The following is a 17,690-nucleotide window of genomic DNA, read 5'->3' as shown; positions in this document are numbered from 1 at the left end:
CTCGGTGCGCTGCCCGAAGCCGTGGCTTCGGTCATTCGCGGCGACCTGGCCGCGATCGTTGCAGGCGACCAGTTCATCGGCGCATGCGCGCTGGTCCTCATTCACGACTACCACTACGGCGCGGACTTTGCGCAAGTGGGCGGACCGCGTCAGCGGCTCGACTATCTGAAGGTGCTCGACAGCAGCGACGCCAGGCGTTACGCCGAGATTGCCTTTCAAGGCCGCACGTCTCCCGACTTCAGCCGTTTCTCGCGCGTGCAAAGCCGGCGTGTGGGCGCCTACACGTTCGATCTCGACACCCTGCTCGATTCCGCTTCAAAGGCCGCGTAATGCTGCAAACCCTGTTGCGTGCCCGCTTCCCACGCAGCCTGCATGCGCAGCTCATGCTCTCGCTGCTGGTGCTCTGTACGCTGGTGGCGGGCACGTCGGCGTTCTTCCTGCTCGAGCATGCGCGCGAAGGCCGGATCGCGGAACTCGACGAACGTGCGAACCGCATTGCCGATCTCCTCAGCCAGTCGCTCGCGCAGCCGCTCTGGAATGTCGATCGCGACGCGATCACACGGCAACTGAATGTGCTCAAACCGAATCCGGAGGTGGTGAGCTTCACCGTGACCGCGACCAACTATGGCGTGCTGGCCGACGCGAGCAATGCGCCGATGCCCGACCCGCAGGCGCGCGTGGTTCGCGTGCGGCCGATAGAATTCACGCCACCCGGCAATGCGCCGCCCGAAAAGATCGGCGAGGTCCGCGTGGTCCTGACGCGGGCCGCCGCCGACCGGGGTTTCGAGGCCGCGCGCGCGGCGGTGCTGGGAACGCTCGCGCTCGTGCTCGCCGTGGTGTACGTCACGACCTTTCTGCTCCTCAAACACCTCGTGCGCGAGCCCATCCGGCGCCTGGAAGAAATGGTCGACCGCATCGCGTCAGGTGATCTGGACAGCCGCTGCGCCATCGAATCCAGTGTCGAACTGGGCCGGCTGGCCGCGCGTGTCAACGTGATGGCGGAGCGGCTGCGCGACTCGACGGCATCGCTCAGGGAGAGCGAGCGCAAGTACCGGAGCATCATCGAGAATTCACTCGAAGGATTCTTCGTGCTCGATCGCAATGGCAAACTGTGCGACGCCAATCCCGCGATGGCCCAGTTGCTCGGCTACCGCGACGTGCAAGGCATGATCACGGCGCCACGCGACGACGCGAGCGCAGTTCATGCCAAGCCCCAGCCGTTTTCCAGCGGGAAAACGGCCCAACTCTTCGCGATGCTGCAATTGACCGGCAAGATCGCGGGCCTGGAAATCGAGCTGACTCGCGCCGACGGCACCGCGGTCTGGTGTCAGCTCAATGCCCGCGGCATACGCTACGACGGCGCGGCCCCCCAATGCCTCGAAGGACAGTTGACCGATATCTCGGGCCGCAAGCAGGCGATGGAGATCCTCACGCGCCATCGCGATCAGCTCGAGGAAGAAGTGCGCGAGCGCACGCGAACCGAGCAGCTGCTTCGCCATTCGCGCGAACAGTTGCGCCAGCTTTCGTCCCACCAGGAGTCGATCCGCGAAGAGGAGCGGCGGCAGATCGCCATGACGATCCACGACGAACTGGGCCAGTTGCTCACCGCGATCAAGATCAATGTCTCCTTGCTCAAGCTTGCGCTGAGCCAGGGCGCCGAGTGGCAACAAAAGGTAGGCGACATCGGCGGGCTGGCTGAACGCACCATCGACATCGTGCGCAACGTCGCGAGTCACCTGCGACCGGCCGCGCTGAATTTCGGGCTCCTGTCGGCACTCGAATGGCTCGTTCAGGACTTCACCCGACACAACGCAACGGTCTGCACGTTCCTGCTCGAAGGCCGCGAACCTTCATTGAGCGACGACCGCGCGACGGCGGTGTTCCGCATCGTCCAGGAGGCGCTCACCAATGTCAGCCGCCACGCGCAGGCCTCGCATGCCGAGGTCGTCCTGCGTTGCATCCATAACCACTTCGAACTCGAGGTCCATGACGACGGCAACGGGTTCGACGTGGCGAAGGCGATCCGTGGGGATTCGTATGGACTGCAAGGCATGCAGGAGCGCGCACGGATGATCGGCGCGCAGTTTCATATCGAAAGCCGGGACGGGCCGGGATCGACGGTTCGCATCGTGTTCAACGAGACGACGGAAAACGTCAGTCGAGCGCTGCCCGCCGATAGCGAACTCCGCTAGTCATGCCTCGTCTGCCTGGCGCTTTTCGCTAGATGCGAAATCCTGATGGTCGTTTCCCTGATTTGCCAACCTGGCCTCATGTCCCGGCGCCCGGCGTCGGCTGTGCCAGCCGCCACGCGAGATTGGCGCGTGCCGCGGCCTCGCAATGCGAATGAAAGTAATCGGTCAGGTAGATGCGCGGGCGCGCGAGCAGCGTCTCCAGCATCCGCCGCTCGTGCATGGCGTAGGCGTGGTCGTCCAGGTCCGGGCGTTCGGCTCTCAGGCGCATGCCGTTGTCCTGAAACTGGCGGCGCGGTGCGCCCAGTGACGCGAGATCGATGTCGCACGCGAAGCGCGCATCCAGTTCATCCGGCGCGCGGGTATGCCGGGTCGCGAGAATCGCTTCGCAAATGCGCTCGCAAGCCGCGATGCGATCGTCTGCGCAGCGCCGCAGCCACTGCGCGCTGCGCTCCTCATTGTCCTGAGCGCCCGGAACATAGATCACGTCGTGGCACCACAGCGCAAGCTCCACGAGATTGCCATGCGCAATCGCCTCGCGCGCCCGGTCGAAATCGCGCAGGCAGCGGTGCACGTGGCGCAGCGTGTGGTAGTGCCGCCCCGCCTCGCCATAACGGCGCGCGAGATCGGCATAGACGGCCTCGGCGCGCGCGCCCCCGCTGCACGACCATAATTCGACGAAGCGTCCCTGCGTGCGGTTCACCCCTGCTCCTTTGCGCGCAGCGCAATGCTCGGAGAAAATTCCTCACGAATGTCGATGGTCGCAGATACAGCAGGTAAGGCACGAGGTCCTCGAAACTGCGCATCACGGGCTCATTATGCGCCGCATGCCCTGTGGGAACAGCCCCGATATTCACCTGGCATCACGTTGGCAACATCGATGCAAACGTATACTCCCTGCCAGTATTCGCCTATACTGCCCCACAGTATCTTCAATCGATGCCGTCATGCCCCATTCCCCCGAAGAAAAGAAGCGCGTGCTCACGCGCGTGCGCAAGGTTCGCGGCCAGCTGGACGCGCTCGAGCGCGCGCTGGAGGAAGGCGCCGATTGCGCGCCGGTGCTCCAGCAACTGGCGGCGATTCGCGGCGCGATCAACGGCGTGATGGCCGGTGTGCTCGAAAGCCACCTGCGCGAAGAATTTACCCATCTTGCGGAATCAGCGGAGTCCCCGGGATCGATCGACGATGTCGTGACCCTCGTTCGAACCTATTTACGCTAGCTCACCGCGGGATTTTCCCGCGCCGATTCGGCCGACCTTCTTTTTTTACAGGACTACTATGAAATCGCGTGCTGCAGTTGCGTTTGGGCCGGGCAAGCCCCTCGAGATCGTCGAGATCGACGTCGAACCGCCCCGCAAGGGCGAGGTGCTGGTCAAGATCACGCATACCGGCGTTTGTCATACCGATGCCTTCACGCTCTCCGGCGACGACCCGGAAGGCCTCTTCCCCGTCGTGCTCGGCCACGAGGGCGCCGGGATCGTCGTGGAAGTGGGTGAGGGCGTGACCAGCGTGAAGCCCGGCGATCACGTCATCCCGCTCTACACCGCCGAATGCGGCGAGTGTCTGTTCTGCAAGAGCGGCAAGACCAATCTGTGCGTTTCCGTGCGCGCGACCCAGGGCAAGGGCGTGATGCCCGATGGCACGAGCCGTTTCAGCTACAACGGCCAGCCGCTCTATCACTACATGGGCTGCTCCACGTTCAGCGAGTACACCGTGGTGGCCGAAGTCTCTCTCGCCAAAATCAACCCGCAAGCCAATCCCGAGCAGGTGTGCCTGCTGGGCTGCGGCGTGACCACGGGTCTGGGCGCGGTGAAGAACACCGCCAAGGTGCAGGAGGGCGATAGCGTCGCCGTGTTCGGCCTGGGCGGCATCGGACTTGCTGTGATCCAGGGCGCGAAGCTCGCCAAGGCCGGCCGCATCATCGCCATCGACACCAATCCGGGCAAGTTCGATCTGGCGCGCGCCTTTGGCGCCACCGACTGCGTAAACCCCAAGGATCACGAGAAGCCCATCCAGCAGGTGATCGTCGACATGACGGGCTGGGGCGTGGATCACAGTTTCGAATGTATCGGCAACGTCAACGTGATGCGCGCGGCGCTCGAATGCGCGCATCGTGGCTGGGGCCAGTCGGTCGTCATCGGCGTGGCCGGCGCGGGTCAGGAAATCTCCACGCGCCCGTTCCAGCTCGTGACCGGCCGCCGCTGGATGGGCACGGCATTCGGCGGCGTGAAAGGACGCTCGCAACTGCCGGGCATGGTCGAAGACGCGATGGCGGGCAAGATCCAGCTCGCGCCGTTCGTCACCCACACGAAGCCGCTCTCGGGCATCAACGAAGCGTTCGACTTGATGCACGAGGGCAAATCGATCCGGACCGTCGTGCACTACTGACACGCAAGGAAGGAGACAGACCATGGCCTCGGCCATTCACCCCACGGTTGACCGCGGCATCCAGAAAGGCGCCGAAAGCTTCGCGGGCGGCACGCTGCGCTGCCCGTCGAAAGACGCGGGCTGGGACGGCCCTGGCTTCGCAGCCTTCGTGTCCTCGATCATCGAGAGCGGCACACCGCCTTCGGCCATGGCCGACGTGCGCCAGACGCTGCGCGACAAGGGCCTCGAGCCGTACGGTTGTCTGAGCCCCGCGCTCATGGACATTCTCTCCACTCAGGCTGCGAAAGCCAAAGGCACTTACCGGGAGGCCTGAAACGCTTATGGAGCGCATTGAACGACACTTCAGCCACGGCGGCAGCCAGGAGGTCTGGAAGCACGCCTCTTCCACCGTTGGCGGCGACATGAAGTTTGGCATCTATCTGCCCGAGGCTGCCATACACGGGCAGAAATGTCCCGTGTTGTACTGGCTTTCGGGCCTGACCTGCACGGAACAGAATTTCATCACCAAGGCGGGCGTGCAACGCTACGCGGCGGAGCACAGGATCATCGTCGTCGCGCCGGACACCAGTCCGCGTGGCAGCGATGTGCCCGATTCGCCCGACTACGACCTCGGCCAGGGCGCGGGCTTCTACGTGAACGCCACGCGGGAACCGTGGGCGAAGCATTTCCGCATGTACGACTACGTGGTCTCCGAATTGCCCGCCCTCGTCGAGGCGGGTTTTGCGGCGAGCGAGGCGCGCTCGATCAGCGGGCATTCGATGGGCGGGCACGGCGCGCTGGTGGTTGCACTGCGCAATCCGGGCCGCTATCGCAGCGTATCCGCATTCTCGCCGATCGTCGCGCCGAGCCAGGTGCCGTGGGGCGAAAAAGCGCTCACCGCCTACCTCGGCGATGACCGCGAGGCGTGGAAGCAGTATGACGCCGTGGCGTTGGTCGGCAGCGCGCGCGAACGCTTGCCGCTACTCGTCGAACAAGGCGGCGGCGACGAATTCCTCAATACGCAGCTACGGCCGGAATTGCTGAAGGCTGCCTGCGCAAAGGCGGGACAACCGTTGACGCTCAACGTTCGTGAAGGCTACGACCATAGCTATTACTTCATCGCCAGCTTTATCGGCGAGCATATGGCCTTTCACGCCAAAGCGCTGGCTTGAAACGTGCCGCGCGCCCGTTCGCTGGTTTCGGCGGACGGGCGCGCTTTCCTATGACTTGCAACTCGGGTTTCGCTGCTCGCAATCCGCCCAACAGCCTGCACGCCATGCGCTCGGGCGCCACTCCGCTCCTCGCGCTATGGTGTCTGCTGGTATAAGCGTCCCTTTCGACTATCGGCGGCCCAATCAAAGGCTCAGCAGCCCGCGATACAAGCCGTAGCCTGCCACGATCGCGGCAACGAGCACGGCCGCGAATACGAATTTCTCCAGATGCGTAAACACGTTTTCCCCGGCCTCGCGCCGCGCCTTGGCGAACAAGACGACGCTCGGCGCATAAAGCAGCGACGAAAGGAGAAGGTATTTCACGCCGCCCGCATAAAGCAGCCAGACAGCGTAGAGCACGGAAACCGCAGCAATCACCAAATCCCTGCGGCGTTCCGGTCGCGACAACTCGTAAGTCTCGCCGCGAATGGCAAGCAGCAGCGCGTACGTCGCCGACCAGAAGTAAGGCACGAGAATCATCGAGGTGGCGAGATAGATGAGCGAGAGATACGTGCCCTTCGACACCAGCGTGATGAGCAGAAACAGCTGCACCATGCCGTTGGTCAGCCATAACGCGTTGGCCGGCACCTGTCTCGCGTTTTCCTTGCGCAGGAACGCGGGCATCGTGCGGTCGCGCGCGGCCGAAAACAGAATCTCCGCACACAGCATGACCCACGAAAGCAGCGCGCCGGCCAACGAAATGGCAAGCCCCACGCTCACCAGCACCACGCCCCAATGTCCGATAACGTGTTCAAGCACGCCTGCCATCGAGGGATTCTTCAGCCCCGCGAGTTGACGCTGCGTCATGATGCCGAGCGCCAGCACATTGACGAGCACCAGCACGAGAAGCACGACGAAAAATCCGATCACCGTGGCCTTGCCGACGCTCTTGCGATCCGCGGCACGTGCCGAGAAAACGGTCGCCCCCTCGATGCCGACGAACACCCAGACCGTGACGAGCATCATGTTTCGGACCTGATCCAGCACACCGCCCAGCGCCGGATTCGAGCGCGCCCAGATATCGGCCGAGAAGACATCCAGCCGAAACGCGAGGAGGCAGATCAGAATGAACAGGACGAGTGGAACGATCTTCGCAATCGTCGTGAACTGATTGATGAAACTCGCTTCCTTGATGCCCCGCAGCACCAGAAAATGCACGCTCCACAGCAGCACCGAGGAGCAGGCGATTGCGGGTAACGTATTGCCTTCGCCGAATACAGGGAAGAAATACCCGAGCGTACTGAATAACAGCACGTAGTACCCGACGTTGCCGAGCCACGCGCTGATCCAGTAGCCCCAGGCCGAGGCGAAGCCCATGTAATTGCCGAATCCGGCCTTGGCGTATGCGTAGACGCCGCCATCGAGATTCGGCTTGCGGTTGGCGAGTGTCTGAAATACGAGCGCGAGGGCCAGCATGCCGAAGGCCGTAATGACCCAGCCAATCAGTACGGCGCCCACACCCGCGGAAGCGGCCATATTCTGCGGCAACGAAAAGATGCCGCCGCCGATCATCGAGCCCACGACGAGGGCAACGAGCGCACCCAGTCGCAGCCCGTTTGTCTCCCTGTGTTCCCCAGCGGCATCGAACCCGTGGGTGGCGTCGCTCATATCCGCTCCGTCTTCGCAGTGTCAGGTCGGCGTATCCGGCTCCATTGCGAAATCAATGTTGGCAGGTATGCAGGCAAATGCAAGGAAAACGCGGTGCATTCGGAATGCGACAGGAAACGACAGGAAACGTCGGGCAATGCACGGCGCATCGCCGGCATTGCGATATGATCGCGCTTTACTGTGCCGGGATTCCCTACATGCAAGTGCTGGTCGACGCTGACGCCTGCCCCGCCGTCATCAAGGACATGTTGTTTCGGGCCGCGCGGCGTGCCGAAGTCCTGGTGACGCTGGTGGCAAACCAATATCTGCGCACACCGCCGTCGCCCTTTATCAAGTCGATTCAGGTGCCGGCGGGTTTCGACGCGGCTGACGCCCGTATCGTCGAACTGGTCGAGGCGGGCGACCTCGTGATTACCGCCGACATACCGCTTGCCGCAGCGGTGCTCGAAAAGAACGCGCAAGCGCTCGATCCGCGCGGCAACTGGTTTACGCGCGAAAACATTCAGGAACGGCTGACGATGCGCGACGTGATGGATCAACTGCGCAATGCAGGCATCGAAACGGGCGGTCCGGCGCCGTTCAGCGCGCGTGACAGCAAGGCGTTCGCCGGGCAGCTCGATCGATTTCTCGCGCGGCATAGCCCGCCGCCGCGCAAGACTGAGTGAGCGCAGAAGGCGCGAGACGTTTGGGATCGTCGTGGTCCCGCACACGCGAATCGCGCGCGATTAGAGCCGAAATATTTCCTGCGCGCCGCTAACCCCTGCAAAGCGCAGGGTTTTTGTCAGGTGATTTGACGCCAAAAATGAGGCGGCGCGACCGCGAACCCCGCTGCCTCCCGAAACAAGCCGATCCCCCGCCCGCCCCAGCCCAGCCGGACTTTGCCGCGGATCGCCCCTGCCAGGCTCGATGCGTATTGGGCAGACACGATAGTTCGTCGTCCTCAACGCTGTGCGTTTCGCTCTTGCCATTGGGCGGCGTCTTTCCTATGATCATCAAACGCGAATCACTCTCATTCTCATCGAAGCGTCACGCGCCGCGTAAACGGTTGCGCGTTGCGCCTCGTTAGCCTTCTCGCCGTCTTGGTCCTTCGATGAGGTAACCCGACATGGTCCTTTCCGCTCCAGGTGAAAGTTCAATCATGAGTACAACTAATGTCAAACCAGGTCCAACCTCGCCCGTGCTCGACTTCGTGGCGATCGGCCTCGGGCCGTTCAATCTGAGTCTCGCCTGCCTCGCCGATCCGATCCGCGATCTGCGCGGCCTCTTCCTCGAACGCAACGAGGACTTCGACTGGCACCCGGGCATGCTGATCGACGACACGACGCTCCAAAACCCATTTCTCGCCGATCTCGTCAGCCTCGCGGATCCCAAAAGCAAGTTCAGCTTCCTCAACTACTGCAAGCAGGAAGGCAAGCTCTATGCGTATTACATTCGCGAGCGCTTTTATCTAAGCCGCGCCGAATATAACCGCTACTGCAAATGGGCTATCAGCCAACTGTCGAGCATCGCGTTCGGCTCGAGCGTGGAGCACGTTGAATACGACGCGCAGCAAGGCCATTACATGGTGCGCGGGCGGCACGTGCGCACCGGCCAGCCGTTCATGCATCGCGCCGCGCGCCTCGTGATCGGCGTGGGTTCCGTGCCGCAATTGCCGCCGTGCTGCGGCGAGCTGCGCGAGCGCTGCATCCATAGCGCGCATTACGTGGCGTGCAAAGCCGAGCTGCAGCAAAAGCGCTCGATTGCCGTGATCGGCAGCGGCCAGAGTGCAGCCGAGATTTTCTACGACCTGCTCAAGGAAAGCGACGAGCACGACTACACGCTCACGTGGATCACGCGTTCGCCGCGTTTCTTCCAGATGGAAAATACGAAGCTCACGCTGGAAATGATCTCGCCCGACTATATCGACTACTTCTACAACCTGCCGGATGGCGTGCGCGAAAACATCATTGCCAAGCAGGACAGTCTCTACAAAGGCGTGAACGCCTCGCTCATCAACCAGATTTATGACCTGCTCGACGACCGCCGCAGCCGCGGCTGCAACAGCGCGCGACTCATCACCAATTCCGAGTTGAGCGCCTGTCGTCACGACCGTATCGAAGACCGCTTTCACCTGCGCTTCGTGCAACGCGACGAGGGCGTGCAATACACCCACGTGACGGACGGCGCGATCTTCGCGACCGGCTATGGGCAGAACGTGCCCGGCTTCATCGAGGGCATTCGCGCACGCATCCGCTGGGACGACAAGGGGCGCTACAGGCTCTCGCGCAACTATGCAATCGACGTAAGCGGGCGCGAGATCTTCGTGCAGAACGCAGGGCTCTACAGCCACGGCCTGACCAACCCCGACCTCGGCATGAGCTGCTATCGCAACTCCTGCATTTTGCGCGAGCTGACCGGTGTGGAGCACTACAAGATCGAGCGGCGCATCGCGCTGCAGGACTTCTCGGTGCCGGACACGGAAGCGTTCGTGAAGATGCCGCTGGAGGCGCAATGAAGCTGCGCAGCACGATCATCCTGATGACGACCTTCGCCGTCATCAGCGATGCGATCCTGATTCCCTTCTACCCGCAGTTCTTCGCCGCGCGCTATGGCGTGACGAGCCCCGTGCATGCGGGCGCTTACGTGGCGTTCATCTCCATTGTCGTGATGCTCACGCTGCCGCTCTGGGCGCGCATTGCGAAGCGCCTCGACGCCATGCATCTGCTCGTTTATACGCAGTGCGCCGCGGGCGTGCTTTCGGTCGCGAGCTATTTCGCGGCGACGGTGCCGCTCTTCTGGGTACTCTCGCTCGCGATGTTCATGTGCAAAAGCAGCTACCTGCTGATGTACCCGTACATGATGCGCCTCGAAGCGAAAGAATCGCATGCGCATACCATCGGCGTGCTTTCGGTGGTGGTGCACTTCGGCGCGATTGCGGGCGCGGTGGCGGGCGGCTTCGTCATGCAGGTCTGGGACGCGCATCACTGCATCTTCGCGATGGCCGCCGGCGACTTCGTGCAGATGGCGATCAGCCTTGCCCTGATCCGCACCCACCGCATTGCGCGGCGCTGCCGGTTTGCGGATTCTGCCGACGAAGCACCGGTCAAGGCGGGCCTGGGTGCGCGCATGCCGATCCTGCGTCTCGCACTGCTCATGCTCGCGTTCGACTTCTGCGTGTATCTCATCCGGCCGTTCATGGCGTCGTACTGGCAAGCCGTCACTCATGCGCCCGGCGAACTGGTTCCGGGGCTCGTGTTCGCCATTCCCGGCATGGTCGCGCTCGTCGCGCTGCGCCTGAACAAGCGCCTCGCCACCCAGGGCAAGCGCGTGCCCGATCACATGCTCGCGAACCTGCTGCTGTGCACCGCCGGCATGCTGCTGCAAGGCGTGGAGGCGCCGCTGTGGATCGTCGTGGGCCGCGTGATGTTCGGCTGGGCGCTGTTCCAGATCGTCGTGAAGCTCGACGTGACGATGTTCGCACTGAGCACGCCCGCCTCGTATGCCGCCGACTACAGCGTCATCAACTTCTTCCAGAACCTCGGCGTGCTGCTGGCTTCGTTCGCGGCCGGCGCGATCGTCGACGAAGCCGGCTTGCGTGCGCCGTTCTTCGTGGCGTCCGTGGGCCTCGTTTTCACGGCGCTCGCGAGCGTGTGGCTGCTCGCCCGGCCGCGCGCCCAGGACTCGGCCCTTTCCAACCCGATTGCCGAAACAGGAGTCACCGCCCGTGCGAACTGAAATCGCTGCCGACGAAATCGCGCTGTGTCATGTCCCGGCTGCACGCATGGCCATGCCCGAGGCCTTTCACATCCGCCCGCTCGACGCGCAACGCGACGCGCCCACGCTGCACCGCTGGTTCATCGAAGAACGCGCCGCGTTCTGGAACATGCGCGACAAGAGCGTGACGGAGGTGGCCGCGTTCTATCAGGCTATCGAGGACTCGGGGCACGCGCGCGCCTGGCTCGGTTCGCAGGATGGCGTACCCGCCTTCCTGTTCGAAACCTACGACCCGGCTCACGAAGAGATCGGCGAGCACTACGACGTGTGCGAGGGCGACCTCGGCATGCATCTGTTCGTCGGCCCCGCGGCCCGGCGCATATCGGGCTACACGCGCCACGTATTCGAAACGCTCATGGCGTTCCTGTTCGAGCGCCTTGGCGCGCAGCGCATCGTCGTCGAGCCGGATGCGCGCAACGCACGCATCCACGCCCTGAATCGCGCGATGGGCTTCGTGTATACGAAGGACGTCGCGTTTCGCGAGAAGACCGCCTCGCTCGCTTTCTGCACGCGATCCGCTTTTTACGCCGCCATTACGCAGGATCACTAAATTCTATAAGGACATCGCAACATGAATCACGTCGCAACCCAGGCTTCCATGCAACATGTGCTCCTCACGCCCCATGAGGCTACCGCCCACCTCATACCCGAGGTGTGGCAGCACGCGAACCGCATGTTGGTGCGCAAGGCCATTGCCGAGTACGCGCACGAGCTGATCGTCGAGCCACAGCGTGTGGGCGATGCGCCCGGCGAGCACTACGCGCGCTATGCGCTCGAATCCGACGACGGTACCCGCGTCTACACCTTCGACGCGCGCCTGCTCGCACTGCGCCACTGGAGCATTCGCCCCGAGACCATCGTGTGCTCGCAGGACGGCGCGCCGCAACCGCTCGACGCCCTCGCCTTCATCCTCGACGTGAAAGCGCGGCTTGGCATCAAGGAGGAGATGCTGCCCATCTACCTCGATGAAATCAGCAGCACGCTGTATGGCGCAGCCTATAAAGCGGTGAAAGATGGCCCGGACACAGCCGAACTCCTCGATGCCGATTTCCAGTCGATCGAAACCGCGATGAGCGAAGGCCATCCAGGCTTCGTCGCCAACAACGGCAGGCTCGGCTTCGACGCGGGCGACTATCGCGCGTTCGCGCCCGAGGCAGGCTCGCCGATTCAAATCGTCTGGCTCGCCGTGCACAAGGAGAACGCCGCGTTCCACAGCTCAGCCGACCTCGACTACGAACAGCTCATGGCAGAAGAACTGGGCGTGGAGACCATCGCGCGCTTTCGCTCGATCGTCGAAGCGCGCGGCGTGGACTTCGCCGACTATCGGTTGATGCCGGCGCACCCGTGGCAGTGGTTCAACAAACTCTCGATCGCGTTTGCAAGTTATGTCGCGACCAACCGCATCGTTTGCCTTGGCTTCGGCGCGGACCGTTATCAGGCCCAGCAATCGATCCGCACGTTCTTCAATCTCTCGGACCGTTCGAAACGCTATGTGAAGACGTCGCTCTCGATTCTCAACATGGGCTTCATGCGCGGACTCTCGCCGTACTACATGTCGGGCACGCCCGCCATCAACGACTTCATCAAAGGCCTCGTGGCGAGCGACGCGTATCTGCAAGGCAAAGGGTTCACCATCCTGCGCGAAGTCGCGTCCATCGGCTTTCGCAATCGCTATTACGAAGCGGCCGTCCAGGTGGACAGCCCCTACAAGAAGATGTTTTCGGCGCTCTGGCGCGAGAATCCGCTCAGTCTCGCGGGAGACGGCCAGCGGCTCATGACCATGGCCGCGCTGCTGCATACGGACCGCCATGGCGCAGCGCTGCTGCCGGCGCTGATCGAGGCTTCGGGGCTCACGGCGCAAGCCTGGCTCGAGCGCTACATGGAGGCATATCTCGCGCCCCTCGTCCATTGCTTCTACGCACACGATCTCGTGTTCATGCCGCACGGCGAAAATCTCATCCTCGTGCTTGAAAACCATGTGCCCGTGCGCGCGATCATGAAGGACATTGCGGAAGAATCCGCCATCCTCAACAAGGATGCGCAGCTTCCGGAAAACGTCAAGCGCCTCGCCGTGGACGTGCCCGAGCGCGTCAAGCTGCTCGCGATCTTCATCGACGTGTTCGATGGCTTCTTCCGCTACATGAATCAGGTACTCGTCGAGCACGGCTGCTGCACGGAAGACGTCTTCTGGGACACGGTGGCGCGCTGCGTTGCACGCTATCAGGACGAGCACCCGCAACTCGCGCGCAAATACGCCGAATACGACCTCTTCGCGCCCGAGTTCCTGCACTCGTGCCTGAACCGTCTGCAACTCGGCAACAACCTGCAGATGGTCAATCTCGCCGATCCCGCGGGCAATCTGAAGATGGCGGGCAATCTGCAGAACCCGCTGGCGGGCAGGCGCGGTGCGCCGCGAGACGCCGCGCAAGCGACTGGCATGAGCGCCGAAGCGGTCGCGGCATAAGCATGGCGGCAAACCGCGCGCTCGACGACATGCTGCAGCTCGCCGCGCGGCTCGTACCGGGATTGCGGGGCGTGGTAGCCGCGCGCCCCGCGCAAGGCATCGTGCATACGCGCCCGGCGCCGCCTGGCGGGGACGCCAATCGCGCTGCGCTCGATGCGCTCCTTGCCTTCTGGTCGCGCACCTACCCTGAAGCGGGCCGCCCGTACTGGTCGTCGCGCTGCTGGGGCATCCTGATCTGGCAACCGCTCTACTTGAGCGTGATCGGAGTGCATGCGGCAGGCGTGTCGCTCTCGCTTGCGGACATCGCGCAACCCATCGCCGAGGGCTGGACCCGCGAGGTCCGCATACGCGATCACGAACCGGCGCAGGGCGACACGCACGCATTGATCGCGCACGCCGCACGCGAAATCGTCTCGTGCTGCGAGCAGATGCACGACGAGTTGATGCCGGTGATTCGCCTGAATCCGGCAGCAGCGCGTGCCACGCAAGCCGACGTAGTGCTCGCCGCACTACTTGCGGCACGCAAGGCGCGTCCCGAATGGAGCGACGCACAGGTCGAGGCGCATGGCCGGCAGTGGCTCGCAGCGCTCGGCGTGCAAGGCTGCTCAGGCTATTTCCCGTTTTCGCGCACGGACGGCGCAAACGCACTCGCGCTGGAGCGGCGCACCTGCTGTTACCACTATCGCCGCCGCGACGGCGAACTCTGCAGCACCTGCCCGCGGCTCGCAAAGCATGAACGCATCGTGCGCCTGAACGCGCAACACGAAACAGGATGAAACCGACCGATGAACGATATCAGTGACCTCGCGCATCTCGCGCTGCCGACCGATACGGAGGAGGTGCATGCGCAATTGCCCGCGAGCGCCTATTTCGACGAGACGCTGTTCGAGCGCGAGATGGCGCGTATCTTCGCGCACTCGGCGCTATACGTGGGCCACGAACAGTCGGTGCCCGAGCGCGGCGACTGGCGGCACCTGCCGCAGGACGAAGGCGGCCGCGTGCTGGTGCGCGGCGAACACGGCGTGCAATTGCTCTCGAACGTCTGCCGTCATCGCCAGTCGCTCATGCTGGGCGGCAAGGCCGGCAACGTCGCTGAGAGCGGCGGCCCGCCTGCGCAAGGCAATCTCGCCGCGAGCGGCGGCAACATCGTATGTCCTTTGCATCGCTGGACGTACGCGCCTGGCGGCGAGTTGATCGGCGCGCCCGAGTTCGAGCGCAAGCCGTGCCGCAATCTCGAACGTTTCGAACTGCGAAATTGTCATGGGATGCTCTATGAGGGACCCCGCGAGCCCGCGCGCGACATGGCGCGCGTGTTCATGCGCCCCGAGTTCGACTTCTCCGGGTACGTGCTCGATCACGTCGAAACGCATACCTGCCGGTACAACTGGAAAACCTTTATCGAAGTCTATCTGGAGGATTATCACGTCGCGCCATTCCACCCAGGCCTCGGGCGTTTCGTGACCTGCGAAACGCTCGACTGGGAATTCGCCGAAACGTACAGCATGCAACGCGTGGGCGTGCACGCCGCGCTTGCGCATCCGGGTTCGGAAATCTATCGCGCGTGGCACGATCGATTGCTCGATTATCGCGGCGGCGAGGCGCCCGAGTTCGGCGCCATCTGGCTCGCGTATTTCCCCACGCAGATGATCGAGCTCTACCCGCACGTGCTCGTGGTCTCGACGCTGTATCCGAAGAGCCCGCAGGAAACGCTCAACGTGGTGGAGTTCTACTACCCCGAAGAAATCGCGGCATTCGAACGCGAATTCATCGAAGCTCAACGCGCGGCGTATCTGGAGACGATGATCGAGGACGACGAGATCGCCGAGCGTATGGATGCGGGACGACTGCGGCTCCACCGGCGCGGCATCAGCGACGCCGGGCCGTATCAGTCGCCGCTCGAAGACGGCATGCGCCATTTCCATGCGTGGTATCGGCGCGCCCTCGCGGGACCGCTCGAATGAGCCATTGCGTAACCGCGCAAGGCAGGCGGTTTGCATTGGCGCGGCGAATGCAACGCACGCCCCGCGCCTTCTCGTTACGTCAGGCGTTAGCCACTTCGCTCAAGCTCGGGTAGTCCGTATAGCCTTGCGCGGCGCCCCCAAAGAAGCCGTTGCGATCCGCCGCGTTCATCGCCGCATTGCGCTGCAGGCGGGTGACGAAATCGGGATTCGCCAGCACCATCTGACCGTAGGATTCCAGGTCCGCCAGCCCCGTGGCCACATCTGCGCCAATCTGTTCGCGCGGGCGGCCAGCCCGGTTCACGATCAACGCTCCCTTCCACAGCTTGCGAATGTCAGCCAGCAGCGCCTCGTCGCCCTGATGCGCGATGTGCAGATAGGCGAGCCCCAGTTTGTCGAGTTCGGCCACCAGATAGTGATAAAGATCGGGGCCTTGGGCGCCTTCGTCGATGCCCCACAGCGTCGTGCCCGGTGAAAGGCGGATAGCCGTGCGGTCCGCGCCGATTTCGCCGGCAATGGCGGCCGCGACTTCGAGCGCAAAGCGTGCGCGGTTTTCGATCGGGCCACCGTATTCGTCCGTGCGCGTATTGGCGCTCGGCGCGAAGAACTGCTGAACCAGATAGGCATTCGCGCCGTGGATTTCGACACCGTGCGCGCCGGCATCAACGGCGTGGCGGGCGGCGGTGCGGAAATCGTCGACGGTGCGGCGGATTTCTTCGATGGTCAAGGCACGCGGCACGGGAATGTCCTGCATGCCGCTGGCCGTGAACATGGCCGTACCCGGCGCAATGGCGGAAGGCGCGACGCCCACGCGGTGGTGCCGCGTATTGTCGGGATGCGACATGCGGCCGGCGTGCATGAGCTGGATGAAGAGGTGGCCGCCTCTCGCATGCACGGCCGAGGTGACTTTTTTCCATCCGGCGACATGCGCGTCGCTATAAATGCCCGGGGTCGTCATGTAGCCCTGGCCCTCATCCGAAGGCTGCGTGCCTTCGGTGACGATCAAGCCAACGCTCGCACGCTGGGCGTAATACTCGGCGGCCAGTTCGCCGGGCGTGCCGTCGGCCAGCGCGCGCGAACGCGTCATGGGCGCCATGACCAGACGGTTTGGCAGCGTGTAACGTCCGACGCGTACGGATTCGAAAAGCTTGCTCATGATGATCCCCTCGACTGGTTTGGATGGGTGCATCATCGCCTGCTTCACGATTGGGATAAATATGGTAGTTTGGATATCATTGATCCATTGATGGAGCAGTCAAGGTGGAACTACTGAACGACATGGCCTTGTTCGTGGAAGTCGTCAAAGCCAAGGGGTTTCGCAGTGCCGCCGACGCGACAGGCATGCCGAATTCCACCCTTTCACGCCGCATCAGCGGCCTGGAAAAGGCGATCGGACTGCGCCTGCTCCATCGCACGACGCGCAAGATCGAGTTGACCGAAGCGGGTCAGGTCTACTTCGAGCGCTGCAAGCGCATCGTCGATGAAGCCCGCCTCGCGCACGAGCAGCTAGGCGACATGGTCGCGCAGCCCAGCGGCGTGCTGCGGGCCTCGTTTCCGGTCGATTTCGCCGTCACCTACCTCGCGCCCCTGATCGCCAAATTCGCCAGTCTCTACCCAGCCATCTCCTTCGATTTCGAACTGAATCCGCGGCGTGTCGATCTGGTGAGCGATCCGTTCGACGTGGCGATCCGCATGGGCGAGTCCGAGAGCTCGCAACTCATTGCGCGTCCGCTGGCGTCGCTCACACCATATCTCTATGCGTCGCCGGGCTATCTCCGGCGCGCGGGCGAGCCAGGCAAGCCGGCCGACCTGGAACGGCACGAATGCCTGGTTATCCTGAGGGCTGACACGTGGACCTTGCACGACGCAAAGCGCACGAGCATGGTGAAGGTGGGCGGACGCTTTACGCTCAACAGCGTCGGCATGATCCGCCGCCTCGCTACGCTCGACATGGGCATCGTGCTGCTGCCAGCGGAAATCGTGGCCGACGAGGTGGCCAGCGGAGCGTTGCGGCGGATTTTGCCGCAATGGCATGGCACGCCCACGCCGGTCTACGCGATTACGGAAACGCGTCTGCTGCCGGCGAAGACGCAGCGGTTTATTGAGTTTTTGCGGGCGCGGCTGGCGCGGTAGCGCGCCG

Annotated in this window: 16 protein-coding genes and 1 pseudogene; 14 read left to right on the top strand and 3 right to left on the bottom strand. The window is 63.4% G+C overall.

Translation table 11 applies throughout. From position 1 onward, the window contains the following. Positions 1–330 (top strand): annotated as a pseudogene (locus AB4Y43_RS36415) (sugar ABC transporter substrate-binding protein); the annotation flags it as partial. Further along, positions 330–2,192 (top strand): PAS domain S-box protein, encoded by a 1,863-nt coding sequence (locus AB4Y43_RS36410; RefSeq protein ID WP_368729997.1) that lies wholly within the window; start codon positions 330–332, stop codon positions 2,190–2,192. The pseudogene AB4Y43_RS36415 and the gene AB4Y43_RS36410, both read left to right, overlap by 1 nt. A 76-nt stretch (positions 2,193–2,268) precedes the next feature. Here AB4Y43_RS36410 and AB4Y43_RS36405 read toward each other — a convergent pair whose 3' ends face one another. Further along, positions 2,269–2,892, bottom strand: a complete 624-nt coding sequence (locus AB4Y43_RS36405) for a hypothetical protein (RefSeq protein WP_368729996.1) — start codon at positions 2,890–2,892, stop codon at positions 2,269–2,271. 244 nt (positions 2,893–3,136) lie between these two features. Between AB4Y43_RS36405 and frmR the strand changes: the two genes are divergently transcribed. Genes frmR through fghA form a run of 4 tightly spaced genes read left to right on the top strand, consistent with a single transcriptional unit; the run spans position 3,137 to position 5,728 of the window. After that, positions 3,137–3,409 (top strand): formaldehyde-responsive transcriptional repressor FrmR, encoded by a 273-nt coding sequence (gene frmR / locus AB4Y43_RS36400; protein ID WP_368729995.1) that lies wholly within the window; start codon positions 3,137–3,139, stop codon positions 3,407–3,409. 58 nt (positions 3,410–3,467) lie between these two features. Further along, positions 3,468–4,577: an S-(hydroxymethyl)glutathione dehydrogenase/class III alcohol dehydrogenase gene (locus AB4Y43_RS36395; protein WP_368729994.1), complete on the top strand. Its 1,110-nt coding sequence runs from the start codon at positions 3,468–3,470 to the stop codon at positions 4,575–4,577. A gap of 22 nt (positions 4,578–4,599) precedes the next feature. Further along, the gene (locus AB4Y43_RS36390) at positions 4,600–4,890 is read left to right on the top strand and encodes a hypothetical protein (protein ID WP_368605264.1); all 291 of its coding nucleotides are present in this window, start codon (positions 4,600–4,602) and stop codon (positions 4,888–4,890) included. 7 nt (positions 4,891–4,897) lie between these two features. Continuing rightward, a complete protein-coding gene (gene fghA / locus AB4Y43_RS36385; RefSeq protein ID WP_368729993.1) occupies positions 4,898–5,728 on the top strand; it encodes an S-formylglutathione hydrolase in 831 nt (276 codons plus the stop codon). A 183-nt stretch (positions 5,729–5,911) separates the two neighbouring features. On the opposite strand, the gene arcD is transcribed toward fghA, so the two are convergent. Next, positions 5,912–7,375 carry an arginine-ornithine antiporter gene (gene arcD / locus AB4Y43_RS36380; RefSeq protein ID WP_342947552.1) on the bottom strand — a complete coding sequence of 488 codons (1,464 nt, stop codon included), beginning with the start codon at positions 7,373–7,375 and terminating at the stop codon, positions 5,912–5,914. 197 nt (positions 7,376–7,572) lie between these two features. Between arcD and AB4Y43_RS36375 the strand changes: the two genes are divergently transcribed. The 7 genes from AB4Y43_RS36375 to AB4Y43_RS36345 all read left to right on the top strand — a co-directional run bounded on the left by AB4Y43_RS36375 (position 7,573) and on the right by AB4Y43_RS36345 (position 15,553). Continuing rightward, positions 7,573–8,040 carry a YaiI/YqxD family protein gene (locus AB4Y43_RS36375; protein ID WP_069264168.1) on the top strand — a complete coding sequence of 156 codons (468 nt, stop codon included), beginning with the start codon at positions 7,573–7,575 and terminating at the stop codon, positions 8,038–8,040. Positions 8,041–8,513: 473 nt separating this feature from the next. Then, entirely contained in the window at positions 8,514–9,869 is a 1,356-nt protein-coding gene (locus AB4Y43_RS36370; protein WP_368729992.1) for a lysine N(6)-hydroxylase/L-ornithine N(5)-oxygenase family protein, read from the top strand. Then, positions 9,866–11,089, top strand: a complete 1,224-nt coding sequence (locus AB4Y43_RS36365; protein ID WP_368729991.1) for an MFS transporter — start codon at positions 9,866–9,868, stop codon at positions 11,087–11,089. Before AB4Y43_RS36370 ends, AB4Y43_RS36365 begins: the two co-directional genes overlap by 4 nt. Further along, positions 11,079–11,678 carry a GNAT family N-acetyltransferase gene (locus AB4Y43_RS36360; RefSeq protein WP_368619874.1) on the top strand — a complete coding sequence of 200 codons (600 nt, stop codon included), beginning with the start codon at positions 11,079–11,081 and terminating at the stop codon, positions 11,676–11,678. Before AB4Y43_RS36365 ends, AB4Y43_RS36360 begins: the two co-directional genes overlap by 11 nt. A gap of 48 nt (positions 11,679–11,726) precedes the next feature. Beyond that, positions 11,727–13,592, top strand: a complete 1,866-nt coding sequence (locus AB4Y43_RS36355; protein WP_368730000.1) for an IucA/IucC family siderophore biosynthesis protein — start codon at positions 11,727–11,729, stop codon at positions 13,590–13,592. Positions 13,593–13,594: 2 nt separating this feature from the next. Then, positions 13,595–14,368, top strand: coding sequence for a siderophore ferric iron reductase (locus AB4Y43_RS36350; protein ID WP_368729990.1), 774 nt, complete (start codon positions 13,595–13,597; stop codon positions 14,366–14,368). 9 nt (positions 14,369–14,377) lie between these two features. Beyond that, positions 14,378–15,553 (top strand): aromatic ring-hydroxylating dioxygenase subunit alpha, encoded by a 1,176-nt coding sequence (locus AB4Y43_RS36345; protein WP_368729989.1) that lies wholly within the window; start codon positions 14,378–14,380, stop codon positions 15,551–15,553. 79 nt (positions 15,554–15,632) lie between these two features. On the opposite strand, the gene AB4Y43_RS36340 is transcribed toward AB4Y43_RS36345, so the two are convergent. Beyond that, positions 15,633–16,706, bottom strand: a complete 1,074-nt coding sequence (locus tag AB4Y43_RS36340) for an alkene reductase (RefSeq protein ID WP_368729988.1) — start codon at positions 16,704–16,706, stop codon at positions 15,633–15,635. Positions 16,707–16,810: 104 nt separating this feature from the next. Between AB4Y43_RS36340 and AB4Y43_RS36335 the strand changes: the two genes are divergently transcribed. Further along, the gene (locus AB4Y43_RS36335; RefSeq protein WP_368729987.1) at positions 16,811–17,683 is read left to right on the top strand and encodes a LysR family transcriptional regulator; all 873 of its coding nucleotides are present in this window, start codon (positions 16,811–16,813) and stop codon (positions 17,681–17,683) included. Positions 17,684–17,690: the final 7 nt, after the last annotated feature.

It is taken from the genome of Paraburkholderia sp. BR10872, assembly GCF_040965835.1.
Classification (GTDB): domain Bacteria; phylum Pseudomonadota; class Gammaproteobacteria; order Burkholderiales; family Burkholderiaceae; genus Paraburkholderia; species Paraburkholderia nodosa_A.
Note: the sequence above shows the minus strand (reverse complement) of the source record. Positions and strands in the feature narration are given on the sequence as shown.